A 13,014-nucleotide genomic window follows, 5' to 3' on the forward strand; every position below is an offset into this window, starting at 1 on the left:
GGGTGATGCGCGGATCGTTGCTGAGCTTGTGCGTGGCGGCCCATTCGGCCCGGGCCCGCGGGTTGGCGGCCAGATGGGCGGCCAGCACCGCCTCGCCGTCGGCGACCATGGAGCGGAACTTGAGGCAGCCGAAGGTGCGGCCGTCGCGGCCGAGCCGCATGTGGCGGAAGATCGGGGCCTTGCGGTCGCCTGCAAACACCAGGCCGGCGATCAGCAGGAGCAGCGGCAGTATCAGGAACAGCGCGGTGGCGGCCACGCCGACATCGAGCCCGCGCTTGGCCGCCCAGTCCAGCCGCAGCCCGCGGGCCACGAACGGCGCCGGCGGCAGCACCGCCTCCGCCATCGCCTCCGCCGCATCGCTCACCTGAACGGCCAGTTGACCGGCTAGGTGCTCGGCGATCTCGACGCCATGCTGCGGCGCACGCACATCGGCAGGGGTGGGGTTGTCGGCACGACCCAGCATGGTCTCAACTCCTCTGGTGAGGCCAATGGCGGAGGGTTAATGATTGCTTATTGCGGTGCTTATAACGTGCTGTAATAGCACTGGCAAGCTGCGCCATAAGTAATACTAGCGACCCAAAATAGGTTAATACGTCCAATAAGATCCTACGCTGTGCCGACTAAACAGCATAGCGGCCAGACCACCTACGTCTGAAACGCTAGGTAATTTATACTTGGATTTGGATATTGTCCGACATTTTGAACGGCGCCGGAAACCACTTCCGCAACTTCAAATTATGCAGCGCGTTCGTACCGCCTTCGCTGGTCGGTAGAAAGCGTTTGGTTCCAGTCGGCTCGACGTATGCGAATGGGTTTTACGCTGCTGCAAACTCCTAAACGACCGTCGAGCCAAAAGCGTTTCAACAAAGACGGAGGCAAGCCGGGCCGCTTACGCGGACCCGGTCCATACCTCACACGTCGTCTTGTGCGAGATAGAGCCTTCGGCGCTTACCTGGCCGCTGGCGCTGCGGTGCTCCCACTGGCTCCCACGCCAGGACGCGCGGTAACGGTCCCAGGCACAAATGCAGCGCTGGCAGCGGGGGAGCGGAGGAGCGGATGCTGGTGCCGGTCGTTTCCTCCGTTGCTTTCTGTCCCGGGCTTTTCACGCTGCCGGGATTGTTCATGTTCCCGGTTGCGCTACCGCCGCCCGCCGGCTGTTGGGCGTAAGCCGTGCCGGTCAGAGCAATAGCAAGCGCGGCCGCAAGGCCAAAAGACTTCGAATTCATAGGCATTTCCTCGCAGGTCCCACATTTGGGCTCGTAAATAACCGCCGGCATTCACATATTCGTTCATCGGAGATTTGTTGATGCAGACCGGAAATATTCGAAGTAATCCTCACATCATCACCGCGATGATCTACCCCGCTGATCCGGACGCCCCGCCGCCGCCACGGGTGCCATCGTCGCGCACGATCGCGCGGATGCAGGAAAAGGCCGAAGCCGAGGCTCGCAACGCCGCCGCTGCCCAGGTGCTGACCCGCCAGGTGCAGCCCGGCCTGCGGCCGCCCCCGGGCCAGTTGTTCGCGACGGACGCGGCCGGGTTGGTGCTGTGCGGGCCCGCGGGCGGCATCGGCACCACCGAGCGGATGGTGCGCACCCTGACACCTCTGGTCGCCGGCGGGAGGCACTTGCCAGCGGTACTGATGGCGTCGGGCGGCTGGCAAGACGAGGGAGCGTTGCGGGAGGCCCTGACTGGCATTGGGCCGAAACTGGCAGTCCTGGGCCTGCGGATCTGTGGGCGCAAGACTGGCCTGCGGATTGGGAAATTGAAGGCGGCGTGAAGCCTGCCCTTGAGGAGCAGGCCGTCTGCCTCAGCTGAATGAGCCGACCGCTGGCAGGTCACGGTCTGCAATCGGACGGCGCTTGGCGATCTGTACCCGCGGCAGCCGCGCCATCGCCTCGGTGTAACCTGATGACACAGCCTCGGGCACAAGCTCAACGCGCGCAGCGGCGCGGTCTTTCATGGTCGACATCAGGTACTCCATACAGCACAGGGCGAAGCCTAGTGTGCGCTGCAGAAGATATAGGGTGCGACGCAGCAAATGTCCGTGGGACGTGGCGTTCTGTCAATGCCGTAGCACCGGTCTCATGACAGCGGCACCTAGCCTGCGGATCTGCCGCCGAAAGACCAGCCTCTGCATGACGAAGTTGAAGCCCGTTAGGTCGGCCCCGTAACCCCTCGTTAGCTTCGGCTTGCCATCCTGACCTCAGCGACCGGGCCTGGCCCGATTGCCCTCAGAGCAGCGCATCGGCTCCAAAGACAGGGCCCGTGGTGCGCAGCCTCGTCGGCACAGTCGCAACTGAGGCCCGCTCCCATTCCCCTGGGGGCGGGCCTCATACTGTGTTAGGTTCAAGCAACAATACTCATTGCCCTAACAGTCGACGGTTGCACGTGTCCAGGCGATTAAATCTAGGCTTAAGCAGCCTTCTGGTTGATCTTGCTCTCGGCCATGGCAGTCAGCTTCTGATCCGTGGCCTTTTCTTCGTCCAAGGTCTGCTGCAGCACGCTGGCACAATCGTCACGGCCGAGCCGCTTGGCCCAAGCGATCATGGTGCCATACTTTGTGATCTCGTAGTGCTCGACAGCTTGAGCCGAAGCCACTAGCGCAGCGTCGAGCACTTCCTTATCGCCGACCTCGCCTGCAACTTCGTTCGCTTCCTTGAGAATACCGTCGATCGCCGGACAATCGACTGCCTTCGGCTTGTGCCCGTGCATCTGAAATACCTGTTCCAGGCGCTTGATCTGGCCTTCCGTTTCTTTCAGATGCATCTCAAAGCTCTGCTTGAGTTGCGGGTCGGTAGCCTTGCTGATCATTTTCGGCAGAGCTTTTGTGATTTGTTGCTCAGCATAATAGATGTCCTGCAGCTGATGTACGAACAGATCGTCCAAAGTTTTGATGTCGGCTGTGAACAGACCCATAGCGGCCTCCTAAGAATTAGTTGGGTATTATTTTTGCGACAGCAGATAGCAGTTCAGCGCTCTCAGGATAGAAACTGGTTGGGGTGAAGCGATGTTCCTGTCCGGCTCAAACGCTGGGGAGCACAGGTAGGCAACGGACAGCGGGGCCTCTGAAATGATCAGCCAGCCCCGCGAGGCCGCGCACTTAAGCGCTCGGCCTCGGCCCGCCACGCATCCCGTTCGGCCTGCACCTCCTCGATGCGAGCGTGCAGGTGGCCGGCGTCGATCGCCGTCTCCATCAGCATGTCCTGCGCGGCGGCCAGCTGCTGTCGCAACTCGGTGTTCTCGGCGGCCAGGGCGAGGAGTAGCGCAGCCACATCATCGCTCATCCAGGCCCCGGTACGGCCCAGCGCTGCTGATGCGCGCGAGGCCGTTCGCACGTCGTAGAGAACAAGCGAGGCGTGGAACCCTCAAGACCGCTGGCACGGCCGCCCTGGCCGCCATCGCCCTGTACAGCGCCCAACCGGCAGCCCTGGCTCGTGTAGGCATCGGCGTTGGTGGTGCCGCGGCACTCGGTCTACTCGGCGGCGTCGTGGCCGGCAGCGCGATCGCCTCAGCCAACAACGGCTACTACCCGGGCCAGCCGGTCTACCGCGCCCCGCCGCCGGTTTACGTTGAGGAAGTCTGCCACGTTGAGCGGCGCGGCTTCATCGACCCCTACGGCGTCGAGCACATCCGGCGCGTGCGCGTCTGCGAATAGCCCGAGCTCGAGCGGCGCGCGTTCGCTTTTCGTACCACTGTGATCGCGGCGCGGCAGCCAGCTGCATACGGCTCAGCTATCGTTTAGGCGTCTCCTCGAGGCGCCTGCCATGCTGATCTTTGTGCCTGCCTTCCGCCGCTGCATGTTGCTCGCACTCATACTCGCCAGCCTGATTGCGCTGGCGGATGGCGTGGCCCGCCATGAGCTGCAGAGAGCGACGGGTGAGATAGTCCTTGCCGTAGCTAGCGCGTCCGATGAATAGCCGAACGGCACACGTCCAGGTCTTGGTCCTGGTCCTCACGCTTGTGGGTGTCGGGCCAGCCTCGGCCCTGGCGGCCGAGCCGGCCGATCTACCTGCGCTCGAGCGTGCCTGGCACAGCTGCGTGCGTGAGGCCTATGACAGCCAGCAGGACCGCGGAAGCCGGGCCGGCCGAGAGCGCAACGCGCTGGACGAATGTACGTCCCATGAGGACGCCTATGTCGCGGCGCTGATGGCAACTCGCCCTGGCGACGCCGACGCCGACGTGAACGGCTGGGCGCGCACGTGAGCGGCGTACGTGGCCTTCGTGGTGGATCCGGTGAAGGCCTGGATCGACGCGCTGCGGCGCTGATCCGGCTCGACTCCTTTCGAGGGGTCGCCTTAAGTTGTGGCTATGCCGCAGACGATCTTCTTCTCATGGCAGGCCGACACGGCGACGCTCGTCGGTCGGAACTTGATAGAGCGTGCCCTTGAGAAGGCACTCGGTCGCATTGAGGCCGACACAGAGCTCGAGGAAGCCGTCCGCGAACTCGAGATCGACCGGGACACAAAAGGCGTGGCGGGCTCGCCTCCGATAGTCGACACGATCTTCAAGAAAATCGACGCGGCCACCGTTTTCTTGCCGGATCTTACATTCGTCGGCCAGCGCCTTGATGGATGCCCCACGCCAAACCCAAATGTACTGATCGAGTACGGTTGGGCCCTGAAGTCGCTCACTCATGGGCGAGTAGTTCCGGTAATGAATACGGCCTTCGGCGAGCCCACGGCCGAGAACATGCCGTTCGACATGCGGCATCTGCGGAACCCAATCCTCTACCACTGCCCCGCAGACGCGAGCGAGGATGTGCGGCGCCAAGCCCGTGAGGGACTCGCAAAGGCGCTCGAGGCCGCCATTCGAGTTGTGCTCGTAAGTCCCGATCTGCGCCGGGAAGTTCTAGCCGTTGAGCCTGCGCGGTTCGTCCCCCGCCCCCACGTGCGCAAATCTAGCCGCTTCCGTGCGGACGGTGAGGCTCTGGGCATAGTATCCCGTTCATTTGATCCAAGCTTCTCGATGCATCTCGAGCCGGGTCCATCTTACTGGCTGCGAGTGATGCCGAAACATGATCCAGGCAAATCATGGTCCGTGGATAATCTGCAGATTGCCGTCTGCAGGCAGCCAATGATGCAGCCTCTCAACAGAGCCTGGTCTAGCCTTGGAAGCTTACGCGGCGCCGATGGATATGGTGTATACCCAACTGGATCGGATGAAAGTACTTATGGGGTAGGTTATATATTCAAGACGGGCGAGATTTGGTCGATAGATACGTTCATACTTCAAAACGCGATTTATCGCACAGCAAATGGCGACAAGAATGTAATATATCTACGGGAAGATGATTTCCGCGAGTCCCTTAAAGAGTATGGGGTGTCGCTCAGATTGTTGGGTGTAAACGGACCGCTGCAATGGATTGCCGGAATGGAAGGCGTACGCGGACGAGCAATGGATGTTCCAAGACAACGCGGCGGATATTCTAGCATGACGGACACGACGCGTGGTTCATGTATGTTAGATGAGGTCGTCGCTTGTGGCGAGTACAATCCCGACGAGCCTGATACCGATGTATTACGTCCCTTTTTCGAACGGATCTACGAGAGCTGCGGACTAAGCCGACCCGACTGGCTGAACCAAATACCTCGAAGCTGATCGCGGCTGCTCACCGGGCTCAAGCCGACCCGGGCGTGATCCAGCATTCTCTGCGTGCATGAGCTACAGGGTGCCGATCTTCGTGGTTGTCATCGGCAACACGAACATGGAGCCGGATTTAGTCCGTTCCGCCAACACCTCGATGCCGCCCCAAAGGGCAAGGATGCGCTCGGCCTGCTTCACCAACGGCGCCTTCTGCAAACCAGGGGCTAGGAAGAAACCGATCAGCCGCGAGCTGCGGAAGGCGTTCAACTCGGCCTTGTTCTTGCTGATGCGGCGGTCGCCTGAAATCACGACCCAGCTTCCTTCGCTGCTGAGTTCTGAGATCCATTGGAGGTCGGTCACGCCAGGCCCGTAGCGGTCTCGGAGGTGGATGACCTCGTGCTTTCCGGCAAACAGGCCATCAAGGCCACGGGCAAGGGCAGGCGGAAGGTTCTCGTCAATAACGACCTTCACGCCGCGTGCAGGAGCTCTTCAAACCGCGCAGCGTCCCGGACCGCAGCCACAGACACCTCGTACAGCCGCGCGACATGCTCGATGGAACCCTCGGCCTTCACCGCATCAGCAAGCGTCACGGTCGGCACGCCGGCCTCCGCTGCAATTGGCTGACCGAAGGCTCGGCGGGGATCGATGACAATTGTCTCCCGTCCCTGGAACGGCCGCCAGCGGGTTACTACGTCGCCCTCAATGTCGAGGTCACGGAAGGTCTGCTCGAGCACGGCCTTGATCACGTACTGCCCGCGCTTCAGGTCGAGCAGCTCGCTCCCGCCGTCTGCCTTCAGGCTCTCGAGAAAGATCGTGCGCCCATCTGTCTTGAACCGGCGCGTCGAGAACGGCCGCGGATCGTGCACGACCTCGCGCGCGGCCTCGAGGCAGCTGCGGATCACGCGCAGGTCGACTTCCTCGCGCACGAACGCCTGGACGAAGCGCAGCTCGATTAGGTCGCGAAAGCCGAGCTCGAGCCGGTCGTCGTTCGCTGGAAGTTCGGGAGCCCAGAGTGGCGGCATGCGGCGCGCCTCACCGCCCGACCTGTAGGCATATCCGCCAAGCCAGCGAGTGATGTTCCGGGGCGGCATACGGATCAGCCGCGCGGCCTCGGGCACGGTGTAGAAACCGATCCCAAGCGGGGGCGCCTCAGGGGCGGGGCTGGCCATGCGCGGCGACATTTCGAGAGGGACCGTACGCGTGCATGTAGCATTCCGCTACGGAAATGGTGCCGCGCCGGTGAAGCACACATGTCTATGTTGCGGTTCGATCTGTGCGGGACGCAATCGGCCCCTGACACGTTGAAGGGCGTCGGTTCGTGGAGATCTTGAATGGCGGACACGTTCGCGCCGCGGCTTGCCGTGCTGGTCGTCGAAGACAGCCCCGTGCAGCTCATGGAAGCAGCTGCGGCCTTGCAGGACGCCGGTTACGAGGTAGCCGAGGCCTCGACCATTAAAGCTGCTCAAGCCCATCTGGCGGCCCGACCTGAGCTAGTGGCCATGATTGCGGATGTTGATCTTACCGGTGAGCCCTTGAGCGGATTCACCCTGGCCAAGGCTGTTGCGGCACGCTGGCCCGAGCTCGCTATCCTGATTGTGTCGGGGGTGGAGTGGCCAGGCATGGATCAGATGCCTATGGGCGCCCGGTTCCTGCGCAAGCCGTTTAGCGCGGAGGGGCTCGCCAAAGGCCTTCGTGCCGTCCTGGCAGCGCGGGGGATCGGCTTATAAGCCGACCCCGACCACGGCTTAGTCTGTCAGCACAGCGATGAGCGAGAACGACGTGGCGAGCATGAAAGTGCCCGCCACAAGGGACGAGATCAGCAACATGGAAGACCTTTGGGGGTGCCAGTACGGCTATGATCCCACAATGCCTGAGCGCCACGGGCGGTTGCGAGCTGGTTGTGCATAGCCGCCCAGCGAGCCCGGCCCTTCTCAGAGGCGACTGGCGATCAGTCAGCGCTGGAGCCGCTATCGACGACCATGGGCTCCGCCCAGTGCGGCCTTAACGAAGCATTCACCATGATTGTTAAGGATCCGCTTGTAATCGGAACTCTGCGCACAACCATGTTCGATGTCATGTTCTGGTGGTGCGCGTTCGTAGCCCTTGCCGGGTCATACGTTTTAGTCGGCATCGCGCTGATAACCGGGAGCCGGTCCAAATCTCACCGTGCTGAGGCCCAACTGTCCAGTGAGCCTACCCTTATGATGCGGCACTTCGGCCGGGCATAGGACGCGAGACGGTTCAACAACAGCTCGTTAACTATATCGGCCCAAGGCTATTTGCTCGCTTGCAGACCGATGTAGCAGCGCTGCGCGGAACAGACATGCCGAAGACCAGCCAGCAGATATGCGAGGCGAAGGTGGACGGTGCATGGCGCACCGCCACCCTCGCGGAGGCGCGTGGCCTGTACACGATAGCGCCGAAGCGGTGCCCGGCCTGCCATGGGCAGATCATGATATTCGGGAGTTACATCGGCGCCGGCAGACTAAAGCTGCAGCACCGCCGATCACACACCGGTTGCCCGCTCAAGCCCGAGACGTACACTGGTACTCCGTCGCTGCACCCCCTGGCGGTTGCCTAACGGCTGCTGCCACACAGCCGGGTTGGGGACCTTCGCCGGATTGATCGTGGCCAGCCACATCGGGTAGCAGCGCAGCGGGATACACGTCATTTCCCGCTGGCGGCCATCAGCACCAACCGTGGTGATATCCCCACTGTTGAAGCGAGCATGTTGTGAGGCCAGCTTGGCCCTTTGCGCGCTCCAATCGAGCCCCATTCCCTCGACCACGGGGCGCATCACCACCCAGCGCTAGCCGGCGTGTCCGAACGTGGCGAGCAGGCCCCGTGGAAGTCGAGGCCGCGCAAGGGCGAGGCCTCAGTCCGCTAGGACAAGGGCGAGCAGTGAAAAGACGCTGGCAAGCCCAAACGTGCCCGCAATGAGGGTTGCGATCAGGAGCATTTGGGAAGCCTCAAGCACCGAAAAGCCCAGCTTCCTCGTGAACGTTCATAGCCATGCTCGGTTGCGCTCGGCCGATGGCTGAGCATCGGCCGGCTCAGCCGTCGCTGTCGCCATCGCCAGCATCGTCACCCATGAACCAGTCGGGTATCCCGGGGAGCACTTCCCCCGCCACCTCACCCGCGCTTTCAAGAGCCCGGCCGGCCCTGGCTTCGGGATGCTCTGCTCGAACCTCAGCGAACAGCTTGCGCGCCAGTCGGTCGAGCGCATTGTCCGATAGCGTCTGGCCAGGCTGATCGGTCATGAGGGCCTCCTGAGCATCGGCTGCTCGGCCATGCCCCGATCTGCTCACGGGGCGGGGGAGCGTCTAATCTCACCAGCGGACGAGCCGATACGCAACTTGGCCCGAAAGCATGGTGCCAGGGAGCGGTTACGGGCGCGTGTACGGCGCCCGTGTGCCGATCTCAGTACCCGTAGTACCCGTAGCCGTAAGGCCGGCGGTAGTAGCCATACGAGCCACCATAGTATCCCGCCGGGGCGTACCCACCGTACCCGTAGCCATAGCCGCCGTAGGGATAACCGTAGCCGCCGGCGAGGCCGTATCCGAGGGCAGCGCCCGTGGCCAAGCCTAAGCCCAGCCCCAGACCGCCGTAGCCGTATCCACGACCATATCCGTAGCCGTAGCGGCCATACCCGCCTCGGAAGCCGCCGTATCCGCCCCGGAAGCCACCATAGCCCCCGCGGAAGCCAGCGCCGCGGAAACCGCCGCCAAAGCCGCCGCCATGGAAGCCGCCGCCGCCAAAGCCACGCGCATCAGCCCCGGTAGGAACGAACGCAAAGGCGGCCAGCAGCGCCGTTGAAGCAAGTGCAATACGTTTCACAGGATCATCTCCTATCCGAGTACGTGATAAATGAACTTAGACGCCAGCAAACGGATCCCTGTTCCGAACACCCAAGGTGTCGCAGATTTGTATCAACGTGTTTCTGATAGACAAAAAAGCCCGACCCAGGGGAGATGATCCTGGGCCGGGCATATCTGCATCGAGCGATACGGGGCGGTGCTACTCGATACAGTTGCCAGGCCAACAAATTAGGCAAGACAGAGTTCCCCGCCGCTATTCGCTGGCGGGCAAGCATACTTCATCGCGCTGTCAGCTGCACCTGTGGCAGTGACGAGTGCCCTCGCATCCGAGGGGCACAGGGATGGTTTTCAGCAATTAAAATGGCCTTCCGAGTGGAACATGTCAGTGGGTAATGGGAGTAAAACTTAGGCGTAATGAGGTGACGACACCTTACAGTCCTAAGTGAAGGAGCTTGGCGTCGCGGGTAGAGCCCGACCAGGATCTCGCTCAGTTCCGGCATGCCACCGTAAGGGGCAGAAGCGTCTGGGGAGCTCACCAAGGCCATCCCATCCTCGGACCGCTAGATACCGCCGCGGAGCCGCTCGAGCCCGCCAGGGGGCTTCCTACGAGGTTCTAGGGCACAATGCTGGCCCTCTTGTGATTGAGCTGACGGACGCAACGCCGATCTTGCATCCTGACCGCTTCCCAGGCTGTGAACGAGCGTGAGTGGGCCTGTAACGGCTCAGGAGCGACCTCTGGCTCATCATGGCCGACCCCCTCGCTCGCCTCATCGGCAAGGCTGGATCGAGCGCTCGGCCAGCTCTGCCGCTTCATCGAACTTCCCCTCCAGCCAGATGTTCACGCCACGCAGCCCCTTCGCGACGTCGCGTGCCCACGCCACATAGGCCAACCGCCGGGTCACCGACCAGTCGGGCGCCGCACTCGCCGCCACCGCTCGCAGGTTGCTCGTCTTGTCGGCCAGCTTGATCAACTTTGCCCGGTCTGACTTTCCGACCGCACTTTCCACCTGCCGCCGCTTCCGCTCATCTTTCGGCAGGCTCTTGTCGTCGGTCAGCTCCATGACAAGGTTGGCCACCGGCTCGCCCCAGGTCGCCGCTATTAGGCTGTATGGCACCTCCTGATCCTCGATCGCGTCGTGCAGCAGCGCGGCCAGGATGAGATCGGCATCGCTCCCGGCTGTCGCCTCGGCCACGAGCGCAGCCACCTCCAGCAGATGATTGATGTATGGTTCCTGGGCTGTGCCCTTGCGGCGCTGATGGACGTGCCAGCGCGCGACGGCATCTACCCATGATTGCAGTCGAGAGGCGTCGGAGGACCCATGTTCCAGAACGCGCGTGACGTGGCCGAGGCCGCCCTGCAATTGGTGGAGATGGCGCGGGTCGCATCGCAGTACGACGACCTGGCACAGGTCAGCACCCTCGAGATTGCCGCAGCTGTTCTCGCCGTTCACGTCTCCGACTGGCACGTCCGGGAACACGGACATGCGGAGGTGCGCAGGGAAATGTTCGAGGCATTCTCTCCCGAATGGGAGGTACTGCGTCAGCTCTCCCGGGGCATCAAGCATGCCGCATCAAATGTCGAACAACCGACCCAGCGAAACACAGCATGGGAGGATACCGATGGCTGAGAATTAGGATTTGCGTCCGGCACCCTGTTCGTCCCTGTCGACGGCAGAGATCGCTCAGTGAGGATCATGACGGCGCACTTCTGTGAGGAGTATCTCGCCCGGGGCGCAACCATCGCGCCGCCCGCGGGCTGACACGCACCCCCGCCACACACGCATTAGGGCGCAGCTACCGAGCCCATCGACCGAAGCGCCGCTTCCACCGCTCACCGGGCGGCAGCGTGGCTGGCGTCTTCGCGACGCGCATCACATTAGCAATCGGCATCCGTGGTGCAGCCGGAGGCGCGATCTCGATGGCGGGCTTGGGGATCGGCTCCTCGACCACCTCGGCAGCGACCAGTTTGGCCTTGGGCGGTCGCCCGCGTCGCGGTTTCGGCAAGCCATCCTCCGCTACGTCCGCGGGCTCCGGCTCAACCGGCACAGGCTCCGGCTCGATCAGATTAGGCAGGATCCGGCGAGGCTCTGGGGCTGGTGACTTCGGCTCGGCTGCCGAGGGCCAGAACACCTGAGGTCGCGGGACCACGGGGGCGGTGTCGCGATGCGGGATGATGGGGCGTTGGCGTCCACCGGACTTAGTCTCGACGGTGAACGACCGCGACGAGCGGTTACGCATGGTGCTGAAGACTTTTGGGGTGGAGACGATCGACTATCCTCACCAGGATGCATGTAACGGCTTAACGAAGCGATATCGGGTGGAGCCCCCGCATGATCGGCGCGTTGAGCGAGATGCACGCTCAGCCATCCCTGTCACCTGACCCCGCTCGCCTCGCTCTTACGGAAGCTGCCTTTGCGGCGGCGGACTGCCTCTGGCGCGCCGAGATGCGCCGGAACTACGGGCCGGACGGCGTGCTGGCTTACGGCTACGCGCCAGAGGGCCAAGGCGGGCTCGGGACGCCTCTACGGCGATCCTATGAGGCCCGGCGTGTAGCTGTCGCGCTGTGGCGTAATGAGCGGAAGACGGCGACACGGTGATACGGGAGGCAACGATGTCTGATACCGACAAGCGACCAGGCGTGAGCGTTGTGCCCCCAACGATACCGATCCCGAACGTCAACGTGCCGGACCCAACGACCAGTAGTGAGCCTGAAAGCAAGGACACGGTCCAGGGTGCCACCGGCCATGAGGCTTTCGAAAAAGCCAAGGCGGAGTCTGAACAAAGGAAATAGTCAGTACGGATAGGCCACAGACGCCCGCCATCCTCCGCGGGGCGCTGAACCAGACCAATCTGCTTAGCAGGAGCCCCGCGGCCTCAGTCCCGCGGGGCAAGCGACAGTTACATCCGCGAACGACGCATGTGGTGACGCCGATGGCGCTTCATGTGCCGCATGCTCATCATGCCCCGCTGGCCACCCATCCGCTTCTCTGACGGGCTTTTCACGCTTCCAGGGTTGTTCATGTTGCTCTGAGCACTGCCGCTGCCACCGCCGGCCGGCATCTGAGCGAGAGCCGCCCCTGTGACGGCGAGCGTCAGCGCAGCCGCGAGGGCTAAGGTCTTCATCATGGCGTTTCCTCCAGACGGATCGGTTCGACCAGTCCGGATTTGAACGTTAGCCCGGTAGCTATCGTTCAGACGCTCGTCATCGCTGCGATCACAAATCGCGCTTGCGACGCAGCCGGAGAGCCAGGATCAGCGCGCCAGGCCAGAACACGAGGCTGAGGAGGGCTATCGGGACGATGGGGTGCCCTTTCCACCAGACGATGACAACCGGCAGGAACAGGACCGGGATGGCCGCTGCGAGAAAGGCCCAGAATTGAAGGTCGGATAGGTCCATGTGTGATCGGTAGCAGCGTTCCACGGCTACGCTTTCTTCACGACGGGTGGCACAGTCCGGCCACCATGCCGATCCGGCCCGAGCACCGCTACTTCTACCCGATCGACTGGGTACAGCTCTCGGCCGTGATCCGGTTCGGGCGGGCGAAAGGCTGCTGCGAGGGCTGCGGGCGGCCGCACGGGCGGATGGTCTATCATCTCGGCGACGGGCGCT

General features: G+C 62.8%; 18 protein-coding genes and 1 pseudogene. 8 read left to right on the top strand and 11 right to left on the bottom strand.

Annotated features, from left to right (window positions below; genetic code table 11):
• The coding region (locus OXS49_RS29985; protein ID WP_267428278.1) for a sugar transferase at positions 1–463 on the bottom strand (463 nt) is incomplete at its 3' end.
• Positions 464–1,306: 843 nt separating this feature from the next.
• On the opposite strand from OXS49_RS29985, the gene OXS49_RS29990 reads away from it, so the two are divergent.
• Positions 1,307–1,780, top strand: a complete 474-nt coding sequence (locus tag OXS49_RS29990; RefSeq protein ID WP_267428279.1) for a hypothetical protein — start codon at positions 1,307–1,309, stop codon at positions 1,778–1,780.
• Positions 1,781–1,810: 30 nt separating this feature from the next.
• On the opposite strand, the gene OXS49_RS29995 is transcribed toward OXS49_RS29990, so the two are convergent.
• The 3 genes from OXS49_RS29995 to OXS49_RS30005 form a co-directional block, all read right to left on the bottom strand.
• Positions 1,811–1,972: a hypothetical protein gene (locus OXS49_RS29995; RefSeq protein ID WP_267428280.1), complete on the bottom strand. Its 162-nt coding sequence runs from the start codon at positions 1,970–1,972 to the stop codon at positions 1,811–1,813.
• Between the two features lie 443 nt (positions 1,973–2,415).
• Positions 2,416–2,919, bottom strand: a complete 504-nt coding sequence (locus OXS49_RS30000) for a ferritin-like domain-containing protein (RefSeq protein WP_267361095.1) — start codon at positions 2,917–2,919, stop codon at positions 2,416–2,418.
• A 158-nt stretch (positions 2,920–3,077) separates the two neighbouring features.
• Positions 3,078–3,287, bottom strand: coding sequence for a hypothetical protein (locus tag OXS49_RS30005; protein ID WP_267428281.1), 210 nt, complete (start codon positions 3,285–3,287; stop codon positions 3,078–3,080).
• 29 nt (positions 3,288–3,316) lie between these two features.
• Between OXS49_RS30005 and OXS49_RS30010 the strand changes: the two genes are divergently transcribed.
• The 3 genes from OXS49_RS30010 (at position 3,317) to OXS49_RS30020 (ending at position 5,601) form a co-directional block, all read left to right on the top strand.
• The gene (locus tag OXS49_RS30010) at positions 3,317–3,658 is read left to right on the top strand and encodes a hypothetical protein (RefSeq protein ID WP_267428282.1); all 342 of its coding nucleotides are present in this window, start codon (positions 3,317–3,319) and stop codon (positions 3,656–3,658) included.
• Positions 3,659–3,912: 254 nt separating this feature from the next.
• Positions 3,913–4,206: a hypothetical protein gene (locus tag OXS49_RS30015; protein ID WP_267428283.1), complete on the top strand. Its 294-nt coding sequence runs from the start codon at positions 3,913–3,915 to the stop codon at positions 4,204–4,206.
• A gap of 105 nt (positions 4,207–4,311) precedes the next feature.
• Positions 4,312–5,601 (top strand): hypothetical protein, encoded by a 1,290-nt coding sequence (locus tag OXS49_RS30020; RefSeq protein ID WP_267428284.1) that lies wholly within the window; start codon positions 4,312–4,314, stop codon positions 5,599–5,601.
• Between the two features lie 63 nt (positions 5,602–5,664).
• On the opposite strand, the gene OXS49_RS30025 is transcribed toward OXS49_RS30020, so the two are convergent.
• Both OXS49_RS30025 and OXS49_RS30030 read right to left on the bottom strand, forming a co-directional pair.
• Positions 5,665–6,057, bottom strand: a complete 393-nt coding sequence (locus OXS49_RS30025) for a hypothetical protein (protein ID WP_267428285.1) — start codon at positions 6,055–6,057, stop codon at positions 5,665–5,667.
• Positions 6,054–6,755, bottom strand: coding sequence for a DUF433 domain-containing protein (locus OXS49_RS30030; RefSeq protein WP_267428286.1), 702 nt, complete (start codon positions 6,753–6,755; stop codon positions 6,054–6,056). The genes OXS49_RS30025 and OXS49_RS30030 overlap by 4 nt, the downstream gene beginning before the upstream one ends.
• Positions 6,756–6,917: 162 nt before the next feature.
• Between OXS49_RS30030 and OXS49_RS30035 the strand changes: the two genes are divergently transcribed.
• Positions 6,918–7,313, top strand: a complete 396-nt coding sequence (locus OXS49_RS30035) for a response regulator (RefSeq protein WP_267428287.1) — start codon at positions 6,918–6,920, stop codon at positions 7,311–7,313.
• Positions 7,314–8,639: 1,326 nt separating this feature from the next.
• On the opposite strand, the gene OXS49_RS30040 is transcribed toward OXS49_RS30035, so the two are convergent.
• The 3 genes from OXS49_RS30040 to OXS49_RS30050 all read right to left on the bottom strand — a co-directional run bounded on the left by OXS49_RS30040 (position 8,640) and on the right by OXS49_RS30050 (position 10,765).
• Positions 8,640–8,846, bottom strand: coding sequence for a hypothetical protein (locus tag OXS49_RS30040; protein WP_267428288.1), 207 nt, complete (start codon positions 8,844–8,846; stop codon positions 8,640–8,642).
• 160 nt (positions 8,847–9,006) lie between these two features.
• Positions 9,007–9,423 (bottom strand): hypothetical protein, encoded by a 417-nt coding sequence (locus OXS49_RS30045; protein ID WP_267428289.1) that lies wholly within the window; start codon positions 9,421–9,423, stop codon positions 9,007–9,009.
• Positions 9,424–10,171: 748 nt separating this feature from the next.
• On the bottom strand, positions 10,172–10,765 hold the full coding sequence (locus tag OXS49_RS30050; protein WP_267428292.1) for an HD domain-containing protein: 594 nt from the start codon (positions 10,763–10,765) through the stop codon (positions 10,172–10,174).
• Between OXS49_RS30050 and OXS49_RS30055 the strand changes: the two genes are divergently transcribed.
• Positions 10,724–11,032: a hypothetical protein gene (locus OXS49_RS30055; protein ID WP_267428293.1), complete on the top strand. Its 309-nt coding sequence runs from the start codon at positions 10,724–10,726 to the stop codon at positions 11,030–11,032. The two genes, OXS49_RS30050 and OXS49_RS30055, sit on opposite strands and share 42 nt — an antisense overlap.
• A 983-nt stretch (positions 11,033–12,015) precedes the next feature.
• Entirely contained in the window at positions 12,016–12,195 is a 180-nt protein-coding gene (locus OXS49_RS30060) for a hypothetical protein (RefSeq protein WP_267428290.1), read from the top strand.
• 107 nt (positions 12,196–12,302) lie between these two features.
• On the opposite strand, the gene OXS49_RS30065 is transcribed toward OXS49_RS30060, so the two are convergent.
• Positions 12,303–12,530, bottom strand: coding sequence for a hypothetical protein (locus OXS49_RS30065; protein WP_267428294.1), 228 nt, complete (start codon positions 12,528–12,530; stop codon positions 12,303–12,305).
• An 88-nt stretch (positions 12,531–12,618) separates the two neighbouring features.
• Positions 12,619–12,801 (bottom strand): hypothetical protein, encoded by a 183-nt coding sequence (locus OXS49_RS30070; RefSeq protein ID WP_267428291.1) that lies wholly within the window; start codon positions 12,799–12,801, stop codon positions 12,619–12,621.
• A 65-nt stretch (positions 12,802–12,866) separates the two neighbouring features.
• Between OXS49_RS30070 and OXS49_RS30075 the strand changes: the two are divergent.
• Positions 12,867–13,014, top strand: a pseudogene (locus OXS49_RS30075) (HNH endonuclease); the annotation flags it as partial.

Source organism: Methylobacterium sp. GC_Met_2 (assembly GCF_026540795.1).
Classification (GTDB): Bacteria; Pseudomonadota; Alphaproteobacteria; order Rhizobiales; family Beijerinckiaceae; genus Methylobacterium.